At 65.0% G+C, this 23,830-nt stretch carries 21 protein-coding genes; 15 read left to right on the top strand and 6 right to left on the bottom strand.

The features are described 5' to 3' along the window. Together A9K71_RS16345 and A9K71_RS31575 are read right to left on the bottom strand one after the other, a co-directional pair. The gene (locus tag A9K71_RS16345) at positions 1-633 is read right to left on the bottom strand and encodes an NAD(P)H-binding protein (RefSeq protein WP_066997622.1); all 633 of its coding nucleotides are present in this window, start codon (positions 631-633) and stop codon (positions 1-3) included. A gap of 32 nt (positions 634-665) precedes the next feature. Beyond that, on the bottom strand, positions 666-848 hold the full coding sequence (locus A9K71_RS31575; RefSeq protein ID WP_066997620.1) for a hypothetical protein: 183 nt from the start codon (positions 846-848) through the stop codon (positions 666-668). A 224-nt stretch (positions 849-1,072) separates the two neighbouring features. Between A9K71_RS31575 and A9K71_RS16335 the strand changes: the two genes are divergently transcribed. Then, a complete protein-coding gene (locus tag A9K71_RS16335; protein ID WP_066997617.1) occupies positions 1,073-1,480 on the top strand; it encodes a DUF3168 domain-containing protein in 408 nt (135 codons plus the stop codon). Positions 1,481-1,594: 114 nt separating this feature from the next. On the opposite strand, the gene A9K71_RS16330 is transcribed toward A9K71_RS16335, so the two are convergent. Next, positions 1,595-1,981 carry an ester cyclase gene (locus tag A9K71_RS16330; protein WP_066997614.1) on the bottom strand — a complete coding sequence of 129 codons (387 nt, stop codon included), beginning with the start codon at positions 1,979-1,981 and terminating at the stop codon, positions 1,595-1,597. A gap of 231 nt (positions 1,982-2,212) precedes the next feature. On the opposite strand from A9K71_RS16330, the gene A9K71_RS16325 reads away from it, so the two are divergent. From A9K71_RS16325 to A9K71_RS16270, 13 genes are all read left to right on the top strand, one after another. Beyond that, positions 2,213-2,512, top strand: coding sequence for a hypothetical protein (locus tag A9K71_RS16325; protein WP_066997611.1), 300 nt, complete (start codon positions 2,213-2,215; stop codon positions 2,510-2,512). Positions 2,513-2,593: 81 nt separating this feature from the next. Then, on the top strand, positions 2,594-3,259 hold the full coding sequence (locus tag A9K71_RS16320; protein WP_066997609.1) for a response regulator transcription factor: 666 nt from the start codon (positions 2,594-2,596) through the stop codon (positions 3,257-3,259). Between the two features lie 22 nt (positions 3,260-3,281). Beyond that, a complete protein-coding gene (locus A9K71_RS16315; protein ID WP_066997606.1) occupies positions 3,282-4,670 on the top strand; it encodes an ATP-binding protein in 1,389 nt (462 codons plus the stop codon). Beyond that, complete coding sequence (locus A9K71_RS31570) at positions 4,670-4,837, top strand: hypothetical protein (protein WP_156751019.1); 168 nt, start codon at positions 4,670-4,672, stop codon at positions 4,835-4,837. The genes A9K71_RS16315 and A9K71_RS31570 overlap by 1 nt, the downstream gene beginning before the upstream one ends. Next, positions 4,834-5,271 (top strand): hypothetical protein, encoded by a 438-nt coding sequence (locus A9K71_RS16310; protein WP_066997605.1) that lies wholly within the window; start codon positions 4,834-4,836, stop codon positions 5,269-5,271. The genes A9K71_RS31570 and A9K71_RS16310 overlap by 4 nt, the downstream gene beginning before the upstream one ends. A gap of 116 nt (positions 5,272-5,387) precedes the next feature. After that, positions 5,388-6,524, top strand: a complete 1,137-nt coding sequence (gene ccmI, locus A9K71_RS16305) for a c-type cytochrome biogenesis protein CcmI (protein ID WP_066997602.1) — start codon at positions 5,388-5,390, stop codon at positions 6,522-6,524. A 3-nt stretch (positions 6,525-6,527) separates the two neighbouring features. Then, a complete protein-coding gene (gene ccmE / locus A9K71_RS16300) occupies positions 6,528-6,971 on the top strand; it encodes a cytochrome c maturation protein CcmE (protein WP_066997599.1) in 444 nt (147 codons plus the stop codon). Then, a complete protein-coding gene (locus tag A9K71_RS16295; protein WP_066997596.1) occupies positions 6,971-8,962 on the top strand; it encodes a heme lyase CcmF/NrfE family subunit in 1,992 nt (663 codons plus the stop codon). Before ccmE ends, A9K71_RS16295 begins: the two co-directional genes overlap by 1 nt. After that, positions 8,959-9,423 (top strand): cytochrome c-type biogenesis protein, encoded by a 465-nt coding sequence (locus A9K71_RS16290; RefSeq protein WP_066997591.1) that lies wholly within the window; start codon positions 8,959-8,961, stop codon positions 9,421-9,423. The genes A9K71_RS16295 and A9K71_RS16290 overlap by 4 nt, the downstream gene beginning before the upstream one ends. A 120-nt stretch (positions 9,424-9,543) precedes the next feature. After that, on the top strand, positions 9,544-11,088 hold the full coding sequence (locus A9K71_RS16285) for a Do family serine endopeptidase (RefSeq protein ID WP_066997588.1): 1,545 nt from the start codon (positions 9,544-9,546) through the stop codon (positions 11,086-11,088). Between the two features lie 356 nt (positions 11,089-11,444). Then, positions 11,445-12,119 carry a response regulator transcription factor gene (locus A9K71_RS16280; RefSeq protein ID WP_066997584.1) on the top strand — a complete coding sequence of 225 codons (675 nt, stop codon included), beginning with the start codon at positions 11,445-11,447 and terminating at the stop codon, positions 12,117-12,119. A 96-nt stretch (positions 12,120-12,215) separates the two neighbouring features. Continuing rightward, complete coding sequence (locus A9K71_RS16275; protein ID WP_066997581.1) at positions 12,216-13,691, top strand: HAMP domain-containing sensor histidine kinase; 1,476 nt, start codon at positions 12,216-12,218, stop codon at positions 13,689-13,691. Continuing rightward, on the top strand, positions 13,691-16,669 hold the full coding sequence (locus tag A9K71_RS16270; RefSeq protein WP_066997578.1) for a bifunctional [glutamine synthetase] adenylyltransferase/[glutamine synthetase]-adenylyl-L-tyrosine phosphorylase: 2,979 nt from the start codon (positions 13,691-13,693) through the stop codon (positions 16,667-16,669). The genes A9K71_RS16275 and A9K71_RS16270 overlap by 1 nt, the downstream gene beginning before the upstream one ends. A gap of 48 nt (positions 16,670-16,717) precedes the next feature. Here the strand turns inward: A9K71_RS16270 and A9K71_RS16265 are convergent, their stop codons facing one another. Next, positions 16,718-19,039, bottom strand: coding sequence for a PAS domain-containing sensor histidine kinase (locus A9K71_RS16265; protein ID WP_066997575.1), 2,322 nt, complete (start codon positions 19,037-19,039; stop codon positions 16,718-16,720). Between the two features lie 177 nt (positions 19,040-19,216). Continuing rightward, positions 19,217-21,862: an aminopeptidase N gene (gene pepN, locus A9K71_RS16260; protein WP_066997571.1), complete on the bottom strand. Its 2,646-nt coding sequence runs from the start codon at positions 21,860-21,862 to the stop codon at positions 19,217-19,219. Positions 21,863-22,014: 152 nt separating this feature from the next. Between pepN and A9K71_RS16255 the strand changes: the two genes are divergently transcribed. Then, entirely contained in the window at positions 22,015-22,962 is a 948-nt protein-coding gene (locus A9K71_RS16255) for a DMT family transporter (protein WP_066997568.1), read from the top strand. Positions 22,963-22,964: 2 nt separating this feature from the next. Here the strand turns inward: A9K71_RS16255 and A9K71_RS16250 are convergent, their stop codons facing one another. Beyond that, on the bottom strand, positions 22,965-23,777 hold the full coding sequence (locus A9K71_RS16250; RefSeq protein WP_066997564.1) for a helix-turn-helix transcriptional regulator: 813 nt from the start codon (positions 23,775-23,777) through the stop codon (positions 22,965-22,967). Positions 23,778-23,830 lie beyond the last annotated feature (53 nt).

Raw genomic sequence — 23,830 nt, 5'->3', positions numbered from 1 at the left:
TCAAGGCAGCAGGGCAACCGCTGTACGCGAATAGGTCTTGTCGCTGACTTGATCGAGCATGAAGGCCGCCACGTCGGCGCGCGCCAGCGTCGGCAACAAGGATCTGGCCCGGATGCCGTGGCCGTGGCGGAACCGGCCGATGGCTGGACCGTTGCCGAGCTTTGGCGGTCGCACGATCGTCCAGTCGAGGCCGGACTGCGCGATGAGCCTTTCCTTCGCTTCGTGATCCGCCGCTTCATGGCGCAGCACGAGCGGCACGACGATGCCGCCGAGCAGTGGCCCCAATTGCCGCCGGCTGTCGCGGACGCCGAGGAAGGACTGATAAATGAGCCGGGTTGGCCCGCTCCGTTGCATCGCCTCGACGATGAAGCCGATACCGGCAATCACCGCCGCGTCGTGCTTCAGTGGCATGCCGACACCGAGGCAGCTCAACACCGCGTCGTGACCGGCAATCGCGCCCTCCACCGCCTTGCAGTCGGCGACGTCTCCGACGATCACGCTCAGACGGTCGTGGCTGATGGCGAGCTTGCGCGGTGTGCGGACGAAGGCGGTGACCAGATGGCCTTCCGCCAGCGCCGCCGAGACGAGGGCGCGGCCGGTCGCGCCGGAGGCGCCAAAGATCAGAAGTTTCATTTCCGGCCTCCCTGGCCAGTCTGCCCCGCTCGTCAGCCAGGCTTGCGCCCCGCGACGAAAGCGACCCGCGCTCCAGTCGGGCCGGGCAGCAGCCTTGTGTAGACGTAGTCGCATTGCTCCACCAGACCCTGCGCGGCGCCTTCCTCAAAAACCGTGTCGCCCCACATCGTCACACGCGTGATGCCCTGCATGCCCGCCGAACCGGAACCGCGCATGGTGCGGCTCGCCCCCGAAACTCTCGGCAGCCGCCCAGTTTTGCTTGTCTATCGCCGCGAGATCGGTGATGAGGCGCCTGTGCGCCGTCATCCGTTTCGTAACTGTGGTGATCAGGGATCAGGCAACGGTGATCAGCGGCAAGGAACGCCGTCCGACGATCTGGCGAAACGGGTGCAAGGCGGCTACGCTGCGATGAGGACAAGGCAGGCGAGAGGAAGCACATATGACGGCGCCTGGCGATTTGATGCAGGCCTTGTTCCTGCGACTGAAGACCGATGCGTCGCTGTCGGCGCTGCTGGGCGGCGCCGGCCTGCTCGAGCGCGCCGACGCCAAGGCCGCATTTCCGTACGTCACCTACGGTCGCACCAGCGCCTTCGACCTGGACACCGGCGCCGACGACAACGACGACCAACTCATCACGCTCCACATCTGGTCGAAGGCGCAGGGAGAGGCCGAGACGCGGCTCATCATGGACAGCATCAAGGCGCGCCTCGACGGCGCGGCCCTCTCGATCGGCCCGCGTGGCCAGACGCGGCTGTCGCTGGAATTCGCCGAGGCGCGCTATGACGACGACCTCGCGGTGCACCACGGGCTGCTGCGCTTCCGCGCGCTGACGCAAGAACGTGTCTGAGAGACCAGCTTTTCCTTCAGCAATTCCAGGAAAGTGCGCACCTGTTTTTCGTCCGGAAGCGCGGAAAAACAAAGAGTTAGAGCAGTCGGCGTTTCCTTGAAACGATGGACTTCTCTAGAGCTGGGCCTGGATGGCGGCCTTGTCGATGACAGACCAGACCTCGCGTATCCGCCCGTCCTGGAATTCATAAAAGACGTTCTCGGCGAAGGTGACTCGCCTGCCGTTCACCGGCAGGCCGAACAGCATGCCCTTGGGCCTGCAGTCGAAATGCAAGCGGGCCGCCACGCGTGGTGGCTCTGAAACCAGAAGCTCGATGTTGAAACGCAGATCGGGAATGGCCTGAAAATCGCCTTCCAGCATCCGGCGATAGCCCGAAAGCCCCACCATCTCGCCATTATACTGCACCTCCTCGCCGACGAACCGGCCGAGATTGTCCCAATCCTGTTCGTTGAGGCAGGCAATGTAGTCCTTGTAAAGATTGGCAAGGTCGTCATGGCTCATGGCATTCTCCCCGTCCTCAACTGCTTCACGGCGCAAATAGAGCATATACAAGCCGCGAAAACCGTAGCCGCGCCCGTGATTTTCCGGCTATCAATCCGTGGCTGGTCCTGATGGGTCCAGGCAGTTGGACTCGCATTTGTTCGTCTCGCGGGCAGGGGGTATGGCGGGCATGGATTTTCGGCCGTTCACCGTTCATTTCATGTTCAGCACAAATGCGTTAGTACCGTGATCATGAAAACGTTCCGCTCCCTTACTCGCGCCGCGACGCTGGCGCTTGCCGCAGCCGGGCTTTTTGCGTCGCAGGCGACGGCGATGCCGCTCGTCGAGCCATCGGTCGACCAGCCAGTCGTGCTTGCTGCAAGCGATTGCTATGCGATCGGCCAGCAGATCGCCGCGCAGAACGGCGGCACGCTCGCCAAGGCCTCGCAGGCGACGCGCGGCGGGCAGCAGGTCTGCGTGATCGTGGTACTGGTCCCGGGCAAGGAGGGCCAGCGGCCGCGCCGTACCGAGATCGTGGTGCCGCTGGACTGACGCCCAATTCACTTTAACAGGCTTAAGTTTCCTGGCCGGCGGAATCGGCCTATACCTCCACCCTTCAACAGGCTCCGAACCATGCGCGTGCTCGTCGTCGAGGATGACAAGGAACTCAACCGCCAGTTGGCGGATGCGCTGGTCGATGCCGGCTATGTCGTCGACCGCGCCTATGACGGTGAAGAGGGGCATTTCCTCGGCGACACCGAGCCTTACGACGCCGTCGTCCTCGACATCGGCCTGCCGCAGATGGACGGCATCAGCGTCGTCGAGCGCTGGCGCCGCGGCGGTCGCAAGATGCCTGTGCTGATCCTGACCGCGCGCGATCGCTGGAGCGACAAGGTTGCCGGCATCGATGCCGGTGCCGACGACTACGTCACCAAGCCTTTTCACATCGAGGAGGTGCTGGCCCGGGTGAGGGCGCTGATCCGCCGCGCCGCCGGCCATGCCTCTTCTGAGCTCACCTGCGGGCCGCTGCGGCTCGACACCAAGGCCTCCAAGGCCGACGTCAACGGCGTGCCGCTGAAGCTCACTTCCCACGAGTTCCGGCTGCTTGCCTATCTGATGCATCATATGGGCGAGGTGGTATCGCGCACCGAATTGGTCGAACATCTCTATGACCAGGACTTCGACCGCGACTCCAACACCATCGAGGTGTTTGTCGGACGGCTTCGCAAGAAGATGGGCATCGATATGATCGAAACCGTGCGAGGCATGGGCTATCGCATGCGAGAGCCGGAGGCGTGACGCGGAACCGCTGAAGCCGACGATGAGAACGTGGCTTTCAAAGCTGCGGCTCTGGCCGCGCTCGCTGACCTTCCGCGTCATCGCCTTTTCCACGATTTGGGCGATCCTGACGCTCGTCGTCATCTTCACCCTCATAACCACGCTCTACCGCCAGGCCAGCGAGCGCGGCTTCGACAGTCTGCTTTCGGCGCATCTGTTCAACCTGATCGGCTCAGTCGGCATTTCCGACAATGGCGCGCTCATCGGCTCGCCCGACCTTGGCGATCTGCGCTTCTCGGAGCCGAATTCCGGCTGGTACTGGTCGGTCGAGCCGACCTCCGAAGACGTTCACGGCGAACTCCATTCCTCCTCGATGACCTCCTCGATCCTGTCGCCGAGCGTCGCCGAGGTGCCGTTCAACGCGAACTTCCAGCGCAGCTATTCGACCGAGGGCATCAAGGGCGAGGAGTTGGAGGTTTTCGAGAGCGAGTTCGTGCTCGATGCCAAGAACCGCGCCGCGCGCTTCCGGGTCATGGGCAATCACAGCGAGCTCGAGCAGGAGATCGCGAGCTTCCAGCGCCGGCTGCTCACCTATCTGTCGCTATTCGGCGTCGGCATGATCGCCATCAACGCCATCGCCATCCTTTTCGGCTTGCAGCCTTTGCGCCGCGTGCGCAATGCTTTGGCGATGGTGCGCGAGGGCACCGCGCAGCGGCTCGACGGGCGCTTTCCGGCCGAGATCGAGCCTCTCGCCAGCGAGACCAATGCGCTGATCGAGAACAACAGGCGCATCGTCGAGCGTTCGCGCACCCAGGTCGGCAACCTCGCCCATTCCCTGAAGACGCCGCTTGCCGTGCTGATCAACGAGGGCCGCGCGCTCGGCGGCGCCAAGGGCGAGCTCATCGCCGAGCAGGCTGCCTCGATGCAAAAGCAGGTCGACCATTATCTGCAGCGCGCCCGCGTCGCCGCCCAGCGCGACAGCGTCGTCTTCCGCACGCCGGTGGCGCCGCTGGTCGAGCGCATGGTGCGCGTGCTGCGCAAGCTCAACCCGCAGACACAGCTTTCGCTGTCGCCGCCGGCCGCCGGGATCGTCTTTGCCGGCGAGCGCGAGGATCTTGAGGAATTGCTCGGCAATCTCCTCGACAATGCCATGAAATGGGCGAAAAGCGCCGTTGCCGTCTCGGTCGCCACCGTTGCGGGAAGCCCCAACCTGTTTGAAATTGTCATAGAGGACGACGGCCCCGGCATTCCCGAGGACAGCGCGCGGGAAGTGTTGAAACGCGGCAAGAGACTCGACGAGACGAAGCCGGGAACGGGGCTTGGATTGGCCATTGTCGCCGACCTCGTCAACGAGTATGGAGGCGCCCTGGCGCTGGAACGGTCCAGCATGGGCGGCTTGAGGGCGGTGGTAAGATTGCGGAGCCTTCAATAATGTTTTTATCGATTTCCGTGCGGCCGCTTGCGGCCAAATTTCCGACAAATATCAATACTATGGGCTCGCTATCCTTCCCGCTGGCGCGGTTCCCGATCCATCTCGCTCCAGAAGTGCTTTTCGCCCAAGAAGCCCATCCCGCTCAAGAGAACCGGTTGCTGGCATGAAGATTCGCGTTGCGCTCGTTTCCGCCCTGATGGCCGTGTCGGGCTGCACCACGCTGGGCAGGACCGGCCCGACCTCTCCGGTCACACCCGTCGCCACGCCGCCGGCCGCCGGTAAGGTGGGAGCCGGCATCGTCGCGGCCATGAATGGCGGGCTCATCGGCGGCTCGATCGGTTCGGGTCTGAGCGATGCTGAAAAGCGCAAAGGCCTCGAGGCCGAGTACAAGGCGCTGGAATACAACGCCAGCGGCCAGAAGGTGACGTGGAAGGGCGACAGCTCGACCCATTATGGCGAGGTCGTTGCCGCCCAGCCCTACCGGGTCGGCTCGCAGGACTGCCGCCAATACACCCACACCGTTTACACGAGCGGTTCGGGCGTCACGGCGCGCGGCACCGCCTGCCGCAATGCCGACGGCAGCTGGACGCCGCTGACCTGAATTAGCAACGATCGGCGCAATTTGACATTGATCAAGGACGGCCGGCGCGTCTGCCGCCAAAGCGTCGCAGGGCGTCCGTGTTGGCAGGGCAGGGCTCTGCCTTTATTGGAATAGCCATGCTGTTCTGGGTCATAGCTGCAATCCTTACGCTGGGCGCCAGCCTGGCGGTGCTTTTGCCGCTGGCCGGCGGCACGAAAGCCGCATCGACCGCCGGCGATCACGATTTCGAAGTCTATCGCGACCAGCTTTCGGAACTCGACCGCGACATGGCGCGCGGTCTCATCCAGCCGGGTGAGGCGGAGGAAGCGCGCGCCGAGATCGGCCGCCGCATTCTGCGTCTCGGCTCGGACAGCCAGCCAAGCGCGCGAGCGCCGCGCCCTTCGCGCGCCGCAAGGCTGGTCGCCACCGCCGCCGTGCTGGCGGTGCCGCTGGTCAGCTGGGGGCTCTACGGCTCACTCGGCTCGCCGGATCTGCCCTCGCAGCCGCTGGCCGAGCGGCTGGCCAAGAACCCTGCCGAGTCCTCGGTCGACGAGTTGGTTGCCCGCGCCGAGGCGCATCTCGCCGCCAACCCTTCGGACGGCAAGGGCTGGGACGTGCTTGCGCCGGTTTATCTGCGCCTGCAGCGCTACGCCGACGCGGTGACCGCCTATCGCAACGCCATCCGCCTCGACGGCGACAGCGCCGTGCGCCAGGCCGGCCTTGGCGAGGCGATCGCCAACGCTGCCGGCGGGATCGTCACGGCCGAGGCTCAGGGCGCCTTCGACGCGGCCTTGAAGCTCGATCCCGCCAACGCCAAGGCCAATTTCTATCTGGCGATGGGCCTGGCCCAGGAAGGCAGGAAGGCGGAAGCCGCCGCCGCCTGGCAAAAGATGCTCGGTCAGCTTGCGCCCGATTCGCCCTGGCGCAGCGCCGTCCAGCAGGCGCTCGCCGAAACGGCCGAGCCGCCGGCGGCGGCAGGCAAGCCGGCGACCGGCCCGGATGCCGGGCAGGTCGAGGCGGCGCAGCAGATGGCGCCGCAGGACCGGCAGGCAATGATCGAGACCATGGTCGCAAGCCTCGACGACCGGCTGAAACAAAATCCGCGCGACGAGGAAGGGTGGATGCGGCTCATTCGTTCCTATGTTGTGCTCGGCAAGGCCGACCGGGCGCGCGACGCGCTCGGCCGCGCGGTTGCCGTCTTCGGCGCCGACAGCGAGCAGGCCAAGAAATTCACCGCCTTTGCCGCCTCCCTCGGCGTGACGGCGACGGAGTAGGCCATGACGCGCAAGCAGAAGCGATTGTCGGTGATCCTCGCAGGGCTGGCCTTCCTCGGCGCTGCTGCCGGTCTTACCTTCTACGCGCTCGGCCAAAAGGCTTCGTATTTCTACATGCCCGCCGACCTCGCCGCCGCAACCGTCCAGCCCGGACAGCGCATTCGCCTTGGCGGGCTCGTCGAAAAAGGCACCATCGTTCGCGGTCAGGGCGCGACCGTCGCCTTCTCGGTCACCGATGAGCAGAAATCGGTCAAGGTCACCTATACCGGCATCTTGCCCGACCTCTTCCGCGAGGAGCAGGGCGTCATCACCGAGGGCGCTTTCGGCCCGGACGGCGTCTTCGTCGCCGATAGCGTTTTAGCCAAGCACGACGAGCGCTATATGCCCAAGGAGGTCGCCGACGGCTTGAAAGCCAAGGGCGTCTGGCAGGAGAGCAAGAGCCAATAATGGTTGAAACCGGACATTTCGCGCTCGTCCTCGCCTTCGCGCTGTCGCTGGTGCAGATGCTGGTGCCGTTGGTCGGCGCCCGCGCCGGCAACCAGCGGCTGATGGCGGTCGGCGGCCCGGTCGCGGTCACCGGCTTTGCGCTGACCGCGCTGTCCTTCACCGCTCTTGCCACCGCCTATGCCGGCTCCGATTTCTCGGTGGCGAGCGTCTGGGAAAACTCCCATTCGCTGCAGCCGATGATCTACAAGATCACCGGCACCTGGGGAAACCACGAAGGCTCGATGCTGCTCTGGGTACTGATCCTGACCTTCTTCGGCGCGCTCGTCGCTGTCTTCGGTTCCAACTTGCCAGCGACGCTCAAAGCCAATGTTCTGGCCGTGCAGGGCATGATCGGCACCGCCTTCTTCCTGTTTATCCTGGCGACGTCCAATCCCTTCATCCGGCTGAACCCGGCGCCGATCGAGGGCCGCGATCTCAACCCGATCCTGCAGGACCTCGGCCTCGCCATCCATCCGCCGCTGCTCTATCTCGGCTATGTCGGTTTCTCGATCTGCTTCTCCTTCTCGGTCGCAGCCCTGATCGAAGGCCGCATCGACGCCTCCTGGGCGCGCTGGGTGCGGCCCTGGACGCTGGTCGCCTGGATGTTTTTGACCGGCGGCATCGCCATGGGCTCCTACTGGGCCTATTACGAGCTTGGCTGGGGCGGCTTCTGGTTCTGGGACCCGGTCGAGAACGCCTCCTTCATGCCCTGGCTGGCCGGCACGGCGCTCCTCCATTCGGCAATCGTAATGGAAAAGCGCTCGGCGCTGAAGATCTGGACGCTGCTGCTGGCCATCCTCACCTTCTCGCTGTCGCTGCTCGGCACCTTTCTTGTCCGCTCTGGCGTGCTGACTTCCGTGCATGCCTTCGCCACCGATCCGGCGCGTGGCGTCTTTATCCTCTGCATCCTGACGCTGTTCATCGGCGGCTCGCTGGCGCTGTTTGCGCTGCGCGCTTCCACCCTGACCGCAGGTGGCCTGTTCCAGCCGATCTCGCGCGAAGGCGCGCTCGTGCTCAACAATCTGTTCCTGACCACGGCGACCGCGACGGTGCTCGTCGGCACGCTCTACCCGCTGGCGCTTGAGGCCATCACCGGCGGCAAGATCTCGGTCGGCGCGCCCTTCTTCGACCTGACCTTCGGCCCGCTGATGCTGCCGCTGCTTGCCATCGTGCCGTTTGGTCCGCTGCTCGCCTGGAAGCGCGGCGACGTCCTTGCCGCCTCGCAGCGCCTGATGGCGGCCTTCGGGCTGGCCATCGCCGCGATGCTGGTCACCGGCCTGTTCATCGATGGCGCCTCGGTCTTCGCTGCGCTTGGCGTCGGCCTCGCCGTTTGGCTTGTCGCCGGCGCTCTGACCGACCTTGCCGTCAAGTCGGGCATCGGCTCGGTGGCGCTGGCCGTCATGCTGAGACGCTTTGCCGGCCTGCCGCGCTCGGTCTTCGGCACCGCGCTTGCCCATCTCGGCCTCGGGCTCATCTTGCTCGGCATCGTCGGCACGCTTTCGTTCGGCACCGAGAAGATTCTCACCATGCGCGCCGGCGAGACGGTGGAACTTTCCGGCCACACGCTGCGCTTCGAAGGACTGTTCCCTCAGAAAGGCCCAAACTTCACCGAGGAGCGCGGCCGCTTCCTGCTGATTGGCGCCGATGGCAACGCCGATGGCGAGATCACCTCGGCTAAACGCTTCTATCCGGTGCGGCAGACGGTAACGACCGAGTCCGGCATCAGGACGCTGGGTTTGAGCCAGCTCTATCTGTCGCTCGGCGATGAGGGCAAGGACGGCTCGGTCGTCGTGCGCCTGTGGTGGAAGCCGTTGGTGACGCTGATCTGGGGCGGCGGACTGGTGATGATGGCGGGCGCCGCCATGTCGCTGCTCGACCGCCGCCTGCGCGTTGGCGCCCCCGCGAGGCGCCGCAAGCCGGCTGCCGCTGCCTTACCCGCGAGCCCGACATGAAAGCGAAGTTTTCGCTCGCCTCGCTGATCCTCCTGCTGGCGTTGGTCTTCGCCGGCGCGGCACAGGCGGTGAAGCCCGATGAGGTGCTGCCCGATCCGGCGCTGGAGGCTCGCGCACGCGCGCTGTCCGAAGGCCTGCGCTGCATGGTTTGCCAGAACCAGTCGATCGACGAATCCGACGCCGATCTGGCCCGCGACCTGCGCATCCTCGTGCGCCAGCGCCTCGTCGCCGGCGATACCGACCAGCAGGTGATGGATTACATCGTGTCGCGCTACGGCGAGTTCGTGCTCTTGAAGCCGCGCTTCAGCCTGCGCAACGCGCTTTTGTGGGGCACCCCGGCGCTTTTGCTTCTGGCCGGCGGCATTTTCATCGTGCTCAGCACCCGTTCGCGCCGCCCGGCGCCCGACAGCACGCTCAGCGCCGAGGAACAGGCGGCGCTGGACAAGCTGCTGCGCGATTAAAGCGCCAACATTACAAAATTTTCATATATCGGAAATGGCGCCGTAATGTGCGCCTCACTAAGTCTCTTTTCCGAGGATGCTCTCCTGAGCGCATCCACTTCGAAAGAGGAAACGAGACCCATGAATATTGCCCCCGATTCATATTCAAGCACCCGCAAGCGTCTGATGGCGGCTGTCGCGTCCCTGGCCGTCATTGGTGCGGTCGGCGCAGGCGCGCTTGCCACCGGCACTGCGCCCGTGCTGGCCGATGCTGTGCGTGTCGAGGCTCCGCAGGTTCCGAGCTTCGCCGACGTCGTCGAGCGCGTCTCGCCGGCGGTGGTCAGCGTCAAGGTGAAGGCAAAGATCCAGCCGACGGCCGACGACGGCTCCGACGATCAGAACGGCTTCGACAACCTGCCGGACAATCCGCAGCTGCGCCGCTTCTTCAGGGAGTTCCGCGGATTCGGCGATCAGGGCGGCCAGTTCGGCATGCCCCGCTTCAATCACCGCAACCACGGCAATGGCGAGCCGCGCCCCGTGGCTCAAGGTTCGGGCTTCTTCATTTCCGAGGACGGCTACCTCGTCACCAACAACCACGTGGTTTCGGAAGGCTCCGACTTCACCGTCGTCACCAATGACGGCAAGGAGCTCGACGCCAAGCTGATCGGCACCGATCCGCGCACCGACCTCGCCGTGCTGAAGGTCGATGGCGGCGGCAAGTTCACCTATGTCGACTTCGCCGACGACTCCAAGATCCGCATCGGCGACTGGGTCGTGGCGGTCGGTAACCCGTTCGGCCTCGGCGGCACCGTCACCGCAGGCATCGTTTCGGCCCGCGGCCGCGACATCGGCGCCGGCCCCTATGACGACTTCATCCAGATCGACGCCTCGGTCAACCGCGGCAATTCGGGCGGTCCGACCTTCAACCTCAACGGCCAGGTGATCGGCATCAACACCGCCATCTTCTCGCCGTCGGGCGGCAGCGTCGGCATCGCCTTCGACATCCCGGCCTCGACCGCCAAGCAAGTGGTCGAAGACCTGATGAAGAACGGCTCAGTCCAGCGCGGCTGGCTCGGCGTCGAGATCCAGCCGGTCACCTCCGACATTGCCGAGTCGCTCGGCCTGAAGTCGGACAAGGGCGCGCTGGTTTCGAGCGCGCAGGACGCTGGTCCCGGCAAGAAGGCAGGCATCGTCGCCGGCGATGTCATCACCCAGGTCGACGGCAAGGACGTCGCCTCGCCGAAGGAACTCGCCCGCATGATCGGCGCTTATGCGCCCGGCAAGTCGGTTGATGTCACTGTCTGGCGCAACGGCAAGAGCGAGACTCTCAAGGTGGATCTCGGCACACTGCCTTCGAGCGACAAGCAGGCCTCGAACGAAGGCAGCAACAAGCAGGCGGCCCCCGCCAAGGCCGATACGCTCGCCGATCTCGGCCTCACCGTCACCAAGTCGGAAAACGGCAAGGGCCTGGTGGTCACCGATGTCGATCCGGACAGCGATGCGGCCGACCGCGGCATTCAGCCCGGCGACGTCATCACCTCGATCAATTCGAACGAGGTGAATACTACCGACGACGTTTCCAAGGCCATGACCGATGCCTCCAAGTCGGGCCGCAAGGCCGTGCTGATGCAGATCACCCGCGACGATAGCAACCGCTTCGTCGCGCTGCCGGTCGGAAAGGGCTGATCTGAGAGAGCGGTTCAAGCGCTCCTCGAGAACGCAGAACCGCTCTAACTCCCTGTTTGACGCAATTCCGGACGGAAACCCGCTTCACGCCTTGCCTGGAATTGCTCAGCGACTTTTCCTTGCGGCGGTTTCAACACCCCCGAGCCGCCGCCGGGAAAACATGGGGCCGAGCACGTCAGTCAGTCACCGTGTTTCGCTCCTGCGGCAGCGGGTTTCCCATCACCCGCTGCCGCTTGCCAAGCACGGTGCCCGCAAGTGGGTACCGGTCTGGGATCACGACATGCGGCTGGCGAACGCAAAGGCGCTGAGTCATGGCTGCCCCTCAACCTTCCAGTGAAATCGCGTATAACGGCTCCATGAAGATTCTCGTCATGGAAGACGACCGCGAGGCTGCGGACTACCTGCAGAAAGCCTTCGCCGAGGCGGGCCACACCGCCCATGTCGCCGGCGACGGCGAGACCGGCTTCGCGCTTGCCGACGCCGGCGACTATGACGTGATGGTGGTCGACCGCATGATGCCGCGCCGCGACGGGCTGTCGGTGATCGCAGCGCTCCGCTCGCGCGGCAACACCACGCCGGTGCTGATCCTGTCGGCGCTGGGCGAGGTCGACGACCGTGTCACCGGGCTGCGCGCCGGCGGCGACGATTATCTCACCAAACCCTACGCTTTTTCCGAATTGCTTGCCCGCGTCGAGGTGTTGAACCGTCGCGCCGGCGCCCGGGAAACCGAGACCGTCTACCGCGTCGGCGATCTCGAGCTCGACCGTCTGTCGCATTCGGTCAAGCGCGCCGGCCGCGAGATCACGCTGCAGCCGCGCGAGTTCCGCCTGCTGGAATATCTGATGCGCCACGCCGGCCAGGTGGTGACACGCACCATGCTGCTGGAAAATGTCTGGGACTATCATTTCGATCCGCAGACCAACGTCATCGACGTTCATGTCTCGCGCCTGCGCGGCAAGATCGAAAAGGGTTTCGACAAACCGATCCTGCACACCATCCGCGGCGCGGGCTACATGCTGAAAGGCGGCTAGAGCATGATCCCAAACCGAAAGTCAGGGAACGTTTCGGAAAAGATGCTGCAACAAGGGGTTACCGTGCAGCCAATCGTCATCCTGATCTAGGCGCACATGGCTCTTTCCCTGCCGGCCATCATGAAGACGACGGCGGCCCGGCTCTCGGCGCTTTACCTTCTGCTTTTCGCTCTCTGCGCCGTGCTGCTCGTCTTTTACATGACGTCGCTCTCGGCGCGCATGCTGACGGCGCAGACCCAGGACACGATCAATGACGAGATCCTCGGCTTGGCTCGCGCATACAAAAATGGCGGCCTGCCGTTGCTGGTGCGCGTGGTTGAAGCCCGCTCGCGCCAGCCTGGCGCCAACCTCTATCTGATCGCCGACGCCAACGGCCAGATCCTGACCGGCAATGTGCAGAGCCTGGAGCCGGGAATCATCGAAACCGAGGGCTGGACGACGGAGCCCTTTTCGTACCATCGCTTCGGTGAGGGCGAACTCGACCGGTTGCGTGGTGGTGGCACCGATCAGAGCGCGCCGTCCCCGGGCGACAGCAGCGCTCGGTCGGAAGGCGAAGAAGGCCACAACGCTATCGCGCTGGTGCTGCGACTGCCCAATCAGATGATCTTGCTGGTCGGCCGCGATCTTGGCGAGCCCGAGCGCTTCCGCGCCGTCATCCGCCGCGCGCTGATGCTGGCGCTGGGCATGATGGGGCTCGGCGGCCTCTTGATCTGGTTCTTCGTCGGGCGCGCCGCGCTGAAACGCATCGACAGCGTCTCCGACGCAAGTCGCCGCATCATGGGCGGCGACCTCAGCGGACGGCTGCCGGTGACCGGCGCCGGTGACGAATTCGACCGCCTGTCCGAAAACCTCAACACGATGCTTGCCCGTATCGCCATGCTGAACGAGGGGCTGAAGCAGGTCTCCGACAACATCGCTCACGATCTGAAGACGCCGCTGACCAGGCTGCGCAACCGCGCCGAAGCCACCCTTGCCGGCAAGCGCAAGACGACGGACTACCGTCAGGCGCTGGAGGGAACGATCGCCGAGTCCGACCAGCTCATCAAGACCTTCAACGCCATCCTGATGATCTCGCGGCTGGAGGCCGGCTATTCCTCCGAAACAACCGGCCCGGTCGACCTCGCCGCCACGGTGAGCGATGTCGTCGAGCTCTACGAGCCGGTGGCGGAAGAGGCGGGCGTCGTGCTGGAAACCTCGGTGCCGGAGGCGGTTACCATCAACGGCAATCGCGAGCTGATCGGCCAGGCACTGTCGAACATCGTCGACAACGCCATCAAATACTCGACCGGCGCCGCCGAGAGCCCGAAAGTCCGCGTCACGCTGGAGCGCATCGGCGGCGAGGTCAAGCTCGCCGTTTCCGACAATGGCCTTGGCATTCCCGACGATGCCGACCGCGCCAGGGTCACCGAGCGTTTCGTGCGGCTGGAGAAGAGCCGTTCGCAGCCGGGCTCGGGTCTGGGCCTTAGCCTCGCCAAGGCGATCATGACTTTCCATAACGGCAGGCTTGATCTTCTGCCCGCCAATCCCGGATTGTCCGTAGTCATGAGTTTCCCGGCCCGGGAGACGCATTGATGGCGGCCAGGATGGCAAAAAAGAAGATCGATACGGGATGGCAACTCCGACCGACGCTGGCGCTTCGCCCGCTCGGCGGCGACCATGCCCGGCGGGAATTGTCCGAGATCGCCGACGCGGCCGAGCAAGACGGCCTTCCGCGTCTGGCCGCGTTCCTCGCCGGCCAGGGAGCACTGCAGGAATTGCTCGCCGCCATCTTCGACCTGTCGCCGTTCCTGCGTGATACGGCCCGCCGCCGGCCGGCCATTCTCGACACGCTGTTCGACCAGACGATCGAAGTGCGTCTCAACGAGATCGGCGAGGCGGTCGATCGCGCTGCGCGGGCCGATAATGTTTCGGAATCGAGCCTGATGATGGAACTCAGGCAGTTCAAGGCCGAAGCGCATTTCCTGATCGCGCTGGCCGATCTGTCCGGCGAGGCCGAAACCGCGCTGACGGTGCGCCGTCTGAGCGACCTGGCGGATGCTTGCACACGCGCCGCCGTCGATTTCCTGCTGCTCGACGCGCACGGGCAGGGCAAGCTCAAGCTGCCCCATCCGGAAGACCCGGCGCGCGGCTCGAGCTGGATTGTGCTCGGCATGGGCAAGCTCGGCGCGCATGAGCTGAATTTTTCCTCCGACATAGACCTCGTCGTCTTCTTCGATTCGGAGGCGCCGGCGGTGGTCGATCCGCTCGATGCGACGGAGCTGTTCTCGCGCCTCACCCGCCGTCTCGTGCGCATCCTGCAGGACCGCACCGAGCATGGCTATGTCTTCCGCACCGATCTGAGGTTGCGCCCCGATCCCGGCTCGACCCCGCTGGCGATCCCGGTCGAGGCGGCGCTTCGTTATTATGAGGCCCGCGGCCAGAACTGGGAGCGCGCCGCCATGATCAAGGCGCGGCCGGTGGCCGGAGACCTTGCCTCGGGCTCGGCCTTCCTCAAGGAATTGCAGCCCTATGTCTGGCGGAAATACATGGATTACGCCGCGATCGCCGACGTCCATTCGATCAAGCGCCAGATCCATGCCCACAAGGGTCACGGCGAGATCGCGGTGAAAGGCCATAACGTCAAGCTCGGCCGCGGCGGCATCCGCGAGATCGAGTTCTTCGTCCAGACGCAGCAGCTGATTGCCGGCGGCCGCTTCCCGGAACTGCGCGGCCGCGAAACGGTGCCGATGCTGGACGCGCTCGCCGCGCGCGGCTGGATCACCGCCGATGCGCGCGATGCGCTCACCCGACAATACTGGTTCCTGCGCCGTGTCGAGCATGCCGTCCAGATGGTGGCCGACGAGCAGACACATGTCCTGCCGGAAGAGGACGAGGAACTGGAGCGTATCGCGCTGATGCTCGGCTTCACCGGCGAGGCGGAATTCGCGGAAACTTTCCGCGCCTCGCTGCAGCAGGTCGAGCGCCATTATGCGGCGCTGTTCGAGACGGCACCCGAACTGTCGGCCGGCGTCGGCAATCTGGTCTTCACCGGTGATGTCGACGATCCCGACACGCTGCAGACCTTGCACCGCCTCGGCTTTCAGCGGCCGAGCGACATCTGCCGTGTCATTCGCGGCTGGCATTTCGGCCGATACCGCGTCACCCAGTCGGCGGAGGCGCGCGAGCGGCTGACGGAACTGACGCCGGCGCTGCTGAAAGCCTTCGGCCAGACGCGCCGCGCCGACGAGGCGCTGATCCGCTTCGACGAGTTCCTCGCCGGCCTGCCGGCTGGCATCCAGCTCTTCTCGCTTTTGCAGTCCAATCCGGCACTGCTCAAGCTGATGGCGACGATCATGGGCGCCGCGCCGCGGCTCGCCGCCATCATCACGCGCCGCCCGCATGTGTTCGACGGTCTGCTCGATCCGGCGTTGCTCGCGGAACTGCCCGACCGTGTCTATCTGTCGGCGCGGCTTGCGGCTTTCATCGACGGAGACCGCGCCTATGAGGATGTGCTTGACCGGCTGCGCATCTTCGCCTCCGAGCAGAAATTTCTGATCGGCGTGCGGTTGCTTGCGGGCTCCATCGATCCCGGGCGCGCCGGTCGCGCCTTCTCGGACCTGGCCGACCTCACGATCGAAGCGGCGCTCAACGCGGTCATCGCCGAGTTCGCGTTGCGCCATGGCAGGATTGCCGGGGGCAGGGTCGCGCTCCTCGGCATGGGCAAGCTGGGCAGCCGCGAGCTCACTGCCGGCTCGGATGTCGATCTGATCCTGCTTTATGACCACGACGCGGATGCGGAAGACTCCGATGGCGAGAAGCCGCTGGCGCCCTCACACTACTACACCCGCATGACGCAGCGGCTGATCGCCGCCGTCTCGGCGCCGACGGCCGAAGGCGTCCTGTATGAGCTCGACCTCCGCTTGCGCCCCTCCGGCAACAAGGGGCCAGTCGCCACCCATGTCGACGCCTATAAGAAATATCAGCGGCAGGATGCCTGGACCTGGGAGCATATGGCGCTGGCACGAGCACGCGCCATCGGCGGTGACGCAGCGCTTTGCGCCGAGGTCGAGGACGAGGTTGCGGCGGTTCTCGCCCAGCCGCGCGACGGCGCCAAGGTGAAGGCGGATGCCTCCGAGATGCGGGCGCTGATCGACACGGAAAAGCCGCCGCGCGATCTCTGGGACATCAAGCTGATCCCCGGCGGCCTGATCGACCTTGAATTCATCGCCCAGGTCGCGGTCATCACCGGCGCGGTCGAGGCTGGTAGGCGGGCAACCGCGACGGCGGAAGTGCTGGCGCGACTGGCCCCCGGTTACGCGGCGCCTGATGTTCGGCAGGAGCTTTGCGAGGCCTGGAGGCTCTATCTCGCGCTGACCCAGATGATCAGGCTCTGCCTTACCGGCGAGTTCCAGCGCGACGATGTTCCGCCGGGGCTTTCTGATCTGCTTCTGGCGGCCACCGACCTGCCGGATTTCGGTGTGCTCGAAGCGCATCTCAAGGAGACGTCGCGGAAGGTTCGGAAGGATTTCGACCTTCTGCTTCGCGCGGGAGCGTCGATCTCGCGAGGTTAATCCACGCGTCATTCCTTGGCGCCGGCGTTTCGAATTTCAGCGCGCCAACTAAGCCGCCACCTTGACCATGGGCGGCGCTTTCTTCAGCGGGATGCGGACCGACACGATCGTGCCGACGCCTTCGGTGGAGCGAATCTTCAGCGCGCCCCCCTGCAGTTCGGCGAGCGAACGCGAGATGGCGAGGCCCAGGCCGGAACCGGTGTGGTTCTTGGAGAACTGGTTTTGCACCTGCTCGAACGGCCGCCCGAGCTTGCTCAGCGCCTGCTTCGGGATACCGCAGCCATTGTCCTCGATGGTGAGCACCAGCGCGCCTGAGGCGCTGCGCGCCCTGACCGTGATCTTGCCGCCCTGTCCGGTGAACTTCACCGCGTTGGAGAGCAGATTGATTGCGATCTGCTTGATCGCGCGGCGGTCGGCGTAGAGCCGCATCGCATCGGCGATGCGCGTCTCTACCGTGATCGACTTCTCCGCCGCCTGCAGCGAGATGACGCGAACCGTTTCCCTGATCAGCGGGCAGAGGTCGATTTCCTCGCGGTCAAGCGAGAACTGGCCGGCCTCGATCTTCGACATGTCGAGAATGTCGTTGATGACGCCGAGCAGGTATTTGCCGCTGCCGTTGATGTCGCTGGCATATTCCTCGTAGCGCTCGGAACCCAGCGGTCCGAACAGGCCTTGCTGCATCAGCTCGGAGAAGCCGATTATGGCGTTGAGCGGTGTGCGCAGTTCATGCGACATATTGGCGAGGAATTCGGACTTCGCCCGGTTGGCGGCCTCGGCGCGCTCGGTTTCCTTCATGTATTTGCGATTGAGCTCGACAAGCTCCTTGGCGCGTTCCTCCTCGGCCCGGCGGGCGAGGCTAAGATCGTGGATGGTCGCCATCAGGCGGCGCTCGCTGTCGACCAGCTTTTCCTGATGCAGCTTGATCTGGGTGATGTCGGAGCCGACCGAGACGATGCCGCCGTCTCTGGTCCTGAGCTCGTTGACCTGCAGCCAGCGTCCGTCGGCGAGCTGGCGCTCCAGCGTCACACCGCCATGCGGCCCGTTGGCGTTGGCCAGCCTGCGCTCCGAGGCGAAGGCGAGCATGCGCTCCTCCAGCATGTCGCGGGTTGCGCCCGGCATCACGTCGCGGTCCGAGAGCCCGTTGTCCTGCTGGAATTTGGAGTTGCACATGATCAGCTGTTCGGCGGCATCCCATAGCACGAAGGATTCGTTGATGTTCTCGATCGCCGTGCGCAGCCGCATGTCCGCCGCTTCCGAGCGCAGCGCGAGATGCCGCTGCTCGGTGACGTCGACGGCGATGCCGATCAGCTGGATCTCGGGCGCTTCCGGGTCGATCACCTGGGCGCGGGCGCGCATCCACACCCATTGGCCGTCGGCGTGGCGCATGCGGAACACCTGGTCGATATGGTCGATCTCGCGCTCGACGATGCGGTTGGCGAGCTCGAAGAGGTCGCCGTCGTCGGGATGGATGATCTCGTCGACCTCGCCGAAGGACAGCATCGTATCGCAGGGCTCGTAGCCCAGCATGTCGTACATCGAGCGCGACCAGTACATCTTGCCGCGCACCATGTCCCAGTCCCACAACCCGCAGCGGCCGCGCACCAGCGCCATGTCGATGCGCTGATGCGCTTCGAGATAGATGCGGTCGGCCGCCTGGGCGCGCGCCGCCTGGCCGAAATAGGCGTAAAGGATGACGATCAGCACGCCGGCCGTCAGCACGAACAACGTGACGTTGAGCGACACCGTCTTGCGCCAGCTGTCGAACACCGCCTCCTTGGGCACCAGCACCGCCGCGGCGTTGTTGCGGTCGCCGGTGAGGCTGACGGCGGCGAACCAGTCCTTGCCGCCGATGCTGACATCCATAACGCCGGCGCGGTCGCCGAACATGAACAGCGGCTGGCCGCCGAGCACGAGGCTGTCCAGCGAGCGTCCCTGCCAGCCGGTCGACAATGGCGATACCGCGAGGATCTTGAAAGCGCCGTCGGTGATGGCCAGCACGTGGCTGCGGCCCATGGCGCCCTGGCGGCTGGTCTTCTCCAGAAGGTCCGTCGCATTCACGCCGGCTGCGTTCGGGTCGGCCGTAATCGCCTGTGCCATCTGGCCGGCGGCTAACGCCAGCACCGACTTGGCGTCGCGTTCGACCTCGTCGCGGTCGTTCACCAGCGACAGGAAGCGCAGTGCGGCGATGACAATCAGGAAGATGATGATCAGTGCGGGGATGGAGCGGCGCAGCAGCGGTTCCGCCGCCAGCAGCCGCTGGTAGGCGGGTTCGGCGATCAGACGCGCATTGCCGGCAGGCCCGCCGCTCCTTGCCTCGCGACGCGCAAAAGCTCTCCCTCCGGGCGCGCCCCACGCGTCCGTCTTCGCCATAAATGGCACTCCCCGATTTGCCGCATACTTGACGATCCGGCTACGCCGCACGTCCGAATCGTCAATAAGGAATCAAAGGTGATTCGCCTTGTCCAGAGGCGCGGCCAAAAAAGATTAAAAGTTGATTGAAATTCGTCGAAACTGCTGATCTCCCCCACCAGGGGGGAAGAGTGCTAATCACACCAGCGTCCGCTCCACGATGTCGCGCAGGTCGGCCGACAGGTTGTCGGCGTTCGCGATCTGCAGCAGTGCCTGCCTTGCCTTGTTCTGCCGGACCGGTTCCAGCGAGCGCCAGGACCTGAGCGCCGTCGCCAGCCGTGCTGCCACTTGCGGGTTGCGCTTCTCGACCTCCAGCACGGTCTCGGCGAAGAAGCGGTAGCCCTGACCGTCGGCGAGATGGAAGCCGGTCTGGTTGGCGCTGGAGAAGGTGCCGATCAGCGAGCGCACCCGGTTCGGATTTGCGATCGAGAAGGCAGGGTGCTGCATCAGCGCGCGCACGTTTTCGACGGTCAGCGGTCCCGGCACTCCGGCCTGGATCTGGAACCATTTGTCGAGCACCAGCGCATCGCCGCGGTATCTCACCTCGAAGGCCGACAGTGCCTCCTCCGCTTGCGCGGAGCCGGCATGACGGTGTGCCAGCACGGTCAGCGCCGCGGCGCGGTCAGTCATGTTGGTGGCGGCGTTGAAATGCCGCGCGGCAAGCGCCGTGCCTTCGGGCAGGAGCGACAGGTAATCGAGCAGGATGTTGCGCAGCGCGCGGCGCCCAGCGCTTGCCGAGTCGGGCGTGAACGGACCGTTGTCGGCCAGGCTGGCGTAAAGGGCCGAGAAGATCTCGCGATTCGCCATGGCAATCGTCCGCGCCAGCGCCTCGCGGGCGGCGAAAATGGCGTCGGGATCGATGCCCTGGCCGATGTCGCGCGCAATATCGGCCTCGCCGGGCAGCGACAGAGCCAGCGCCCGGTAGGCCGGCTCCAGCGTCTCGTCGCGGGCAATGCTTCCGGCAAGCTCGGCGAGCTTTGCGTCGAAGGCCGGTTCTTTGCCGCCCAGCAGCTGACGGAAGGCCGCGATGAGCGCGTCGGTGAGCAGCGTGTTGAAGGCCTGCCAGCGCGAGAAAGGATCGCTGTCATGGCTGGCCAGGAAGAACTGGTCGTCGGCCTTCTGCTGCACCGAGAGCGTGATTGGCGCCGAGAAGTCGCGGTTGAGCGACACCGAAGGCCGCTCCGAAACCCCCGAGAAGCGGACCGTATGCCGCCGCTTTCGGACATGGATGATGCCGTCCTCGACGGTGGCGCCATCGACGGCTGTCCAGGCGACAGGCTTGCCGCCGGCGCCGACTAGGCCGAAGGTCAGGGGAATATGCATCAGTCGCTTGCGGCTTTCAGACGGCGTTGGCGGCACCGACTGCTCGATCTCCAGCGTCAATGCCTTGGCCGCCGCATTGTAGGAGGAACTCACCGTCAGGTTCGGCGTGCCGGCCTGATGGTACCAGAGAGCGAACTGCCCGAGGTCTCGGCCCGAGACGTCCTCAAACACTTTGAGGAAGTCCTCGATCGTCGCCGCTTCGCCGTCGTGCCGCTCGAAATAGAGGTCCATGCCGGCGCGGAAGGTCTCCGCGCCGAGGATGGTGCGGATCATGCGCACCACTTCCGAGCCCTTCTCGTAGACTGTTGCCGTGTAGAAGTTGTTGATCTCGCGGTAGCGGCGCGGCCTGACCGGATGCGCCAATGGCCCCTGGTCCTCGGGGAACTGATGCGCGCGCAGCGTGCGCACCTCGGCGATGCGCTTTACCGCGCGCGAGCGCTGGTCGGCCGAGAATTCGTGGTCGCGGTAAACCGTCAGCCCTTCCTTCAGGCAGAGCTGGAACCAGTCGCGGCAAGTGATTCTGTTGCCGGTCCAATTGTGGAAATATTCATGCGCGATGATCGCCTCGATGTTGGCGAAATCGGCATCGGTCGCCGTCTCCTCGTCGGCCAGCACATATTTGTCGTTGAAGATGTTGAGGCCCTTGTTCTCCATGGCGCCCATGTTGAAGTCTGACACGGCGACGATGTTGAAGACGTCGAGGTCGTATTCGCGGCCGAAGACCTCCTCGTCCCATTTCATCGAGCGCTTCAGCGCATCCATCGCGTAGCCGGCGAGCCGCTCCTTGCCGGGCTCGACATAGATGCCGAGCTCGACCTTGCGGCCGGATAGGGTGGTGAAGCTTCCCGCGACCTTGCCGAGCGCGCCAGCCACCAGCGCAAAGAGATAGGAAGGCTTCGGGAAGGGGTCGTGCCAGACGGCATAGTGCCGGCCATCCGCGAGCGCCCCGCTTTCTACGGGGTTGCCATTGGACAGCAGCAGCGGCGCCTCGGCGTGCGGCGCCTCGATGCGCACGGTGTAGACCGAGAGGACGTCTGGACGGTCGAGGAAATAGGTAATGCGGCGAAACCCCTCCGCTTCGCATTGGGTGCAATAGACATTGTTGGAGCGATAAAGGCCCATCAGCGACTCGTTGCTGGACGGCGCGATCTCGGTCTCGAGACGAAGCTCGAAGCGCCGTGCCGCCGGCGGCGTCGGAATGGTCAGTTGGTCGGGCGTAGCCTGATAGTCGGCTTCCGGGAGAACCTGCCCGTCGATGGCAACGCCGAGCAGCTTCAGCCCGTCGCCGTCGAGCACCAGCGGCGTGGAAGCGGCGACCCCCTGGCGTCGCTCGACGGTGAGCACGGCAGTGACGCGGGTGGCATCCGGAGACAGACGGAAATCGAGGCTGGTCCGCGGAATGAGATAGTCGCTGGGGCGGTAGTCTTCGAGCTTGAAGACATGGCCGGTATCTGTGCGCATTCCGTCGTTTTTCCTATCAATTCGGGTGGGCAGCAGGCTTTGCTGGTGGGGGAATTCTAAAGTCCGCGCTCTTTACACCAAACGGTCACTCGACAAAACTGCGCCAAGGTCTATTTCTGGGCTTCGTTTTCCGACCATCGTCACGAGGCAAGATGACCGTCGATCATGCCGTCGGCCACAATATGCTGCGCGGCATTGCGCTGAAGATCGTCTCCGTGGCGGTCTTTGTCGGCATGCAGACCTGTATCAAGGCGGCCGGCGCCGTGCCCGCCGGACAGATCGTCTTCTTCCGCTCCTTCTTCGCCATCTTGCCGATCATCGCCTTTCTGGCCTTCAAGGGACAGCTTGCCACCGCATTCACCACGAAACGGCCGTTCAACCACATCGCGCGCGGCGTCGTCGGCGTCGGCGCCATGGGGCTCGGCTTCTTCGCGCTGACCAGGTTGCCACTTCCCGAAGCGATCACGCTGAATTATGCCCAGCCGCTGCTGGTCGTGGTGTTCTCTTCGATCTTCCTGGGCGAGACGATCCGCGTCTATCGCTGGACCGCGGTCGCCTTCGGCCTCGTCGGCGTGTTGATCGTTTCCTGGCCGGAACTGACGCTGTTGAATTCCGACGAGGCGCTCGACGACCAGGAGGTGCTTGGCGTCATGGCGGCGCTGATCGCCGCGGCGATCTCGGCCGTCGCCATGCTTCTGGTACGCAATCTCGTGCAGACCGAGAAGACGGCGACCATCGTGCTGTGGTTTTCCTCGACGGCGAGCGTGCTGGCGCTGCTCACCCTGCCTTTCGGCTGGCAGATGCTGACGCCGATGCAAGCCGCGCTGCTTGTCATGGCCGGCTTCTGCGGCGGGCTCGGTCAGATCCTGATGACAGCCGCCTACCGCCACGCCGAGGCTTCGGTCGTGGCGCCTTTCGAATATAGCTCGATGATTCTCGGCGTCGTCATCGGCTATCTTGTGTTCGGCGATGTGACGTCGCTCAACACGCTGATCGGCGGCGTGATTGTGGTTGCCGCCGGCATCTTCATCATCTGGCGCGAAAGGCAACTTGGCCTCGAGCGCACGCGCACCCGAAGGGCGACGCCGCCGCAGGGGTAAGCCTACGAAGCGGCCGTCCGCTCCTTCGCCAGCCGCACCAGCATGGTCCGCGTCTGCTCCTCGGCGGGGAAGAAGGATTCGATCGCCAGCTCCGACAGCGTCACGTCGAGCGGCGTACCGAAGACGGTGATCGTGCTGATGAAGGACAGCACCTGATCGCCATGCGCGAGCCTGAGCGGATGGACGATGCCGCTCGGCTCGACCGGCGCCGGCCGGCTGCTCCTCAGCCCGGACGGATAGCCGCGCAATTCCTTCTCCAACTCGATCGGCATGGTGTCGCCGGTGGCGTCGTTCTGGTGCTTGAGGCGCTCGAGCAGATGCGCGCGCCATTCCGCGAGGTTGACGATGCGCGGCGCGACGCCACCGGGATGCAGGCTGAGCCTCAGCACATTGACCGGCGGCTTGAGCAGCCACGGCTCCGAGACGTCGGCCAGGAACGGGCCGATCGCCGCGTTGGCGCAAACGAGGTTCCAGTGCCGGTCGACCGCCAGCGCCGGGAAGGGCTCGTGGCCCTTGAGCACCGTCTCGACCGCAGCCATCGCCGGCGCCAGCGTCGTATCGGTCAGCGGCCTTTCGCTGAAGCTCGGCGCGAAGCCGGCCGCGAGCAAAAGCTGGTTGCGCTGGCGTAGAGGAATGGCAAGCTGCTCGGCCAGATGCAGCACCATCTCGCGCGAAGGCTGGGCGCGGCCGCTTTCGACGAAGGAGAGATGCCGCTGCGAGATATCGGCTTCCATGGCGAGGTCGAGCTGGCTCATGCGCCGGCGCGTGCGCCACTCGCGAATGAGGCTGCCGGCGGAGACGTCGGGTGTTGTCATGGGGGATGAGTAGGGCGGCGAGGGGAGTAATTCAATTACCTAAGAGGTTATCG

The organism is Mesorhizobium sp. WSM3873 (genome assembly GCF_001672445.1).
GTDB lineage: Bacteria > Pseudomonadota > Alphaproteobacteria > Rhizobiales > Rhizobiaceae > Mesorhizobium.
Note: the sequence above shows the minus strand (reverse complement) of the source record. Positions and strands in the feature narration are given on the sequence as shown.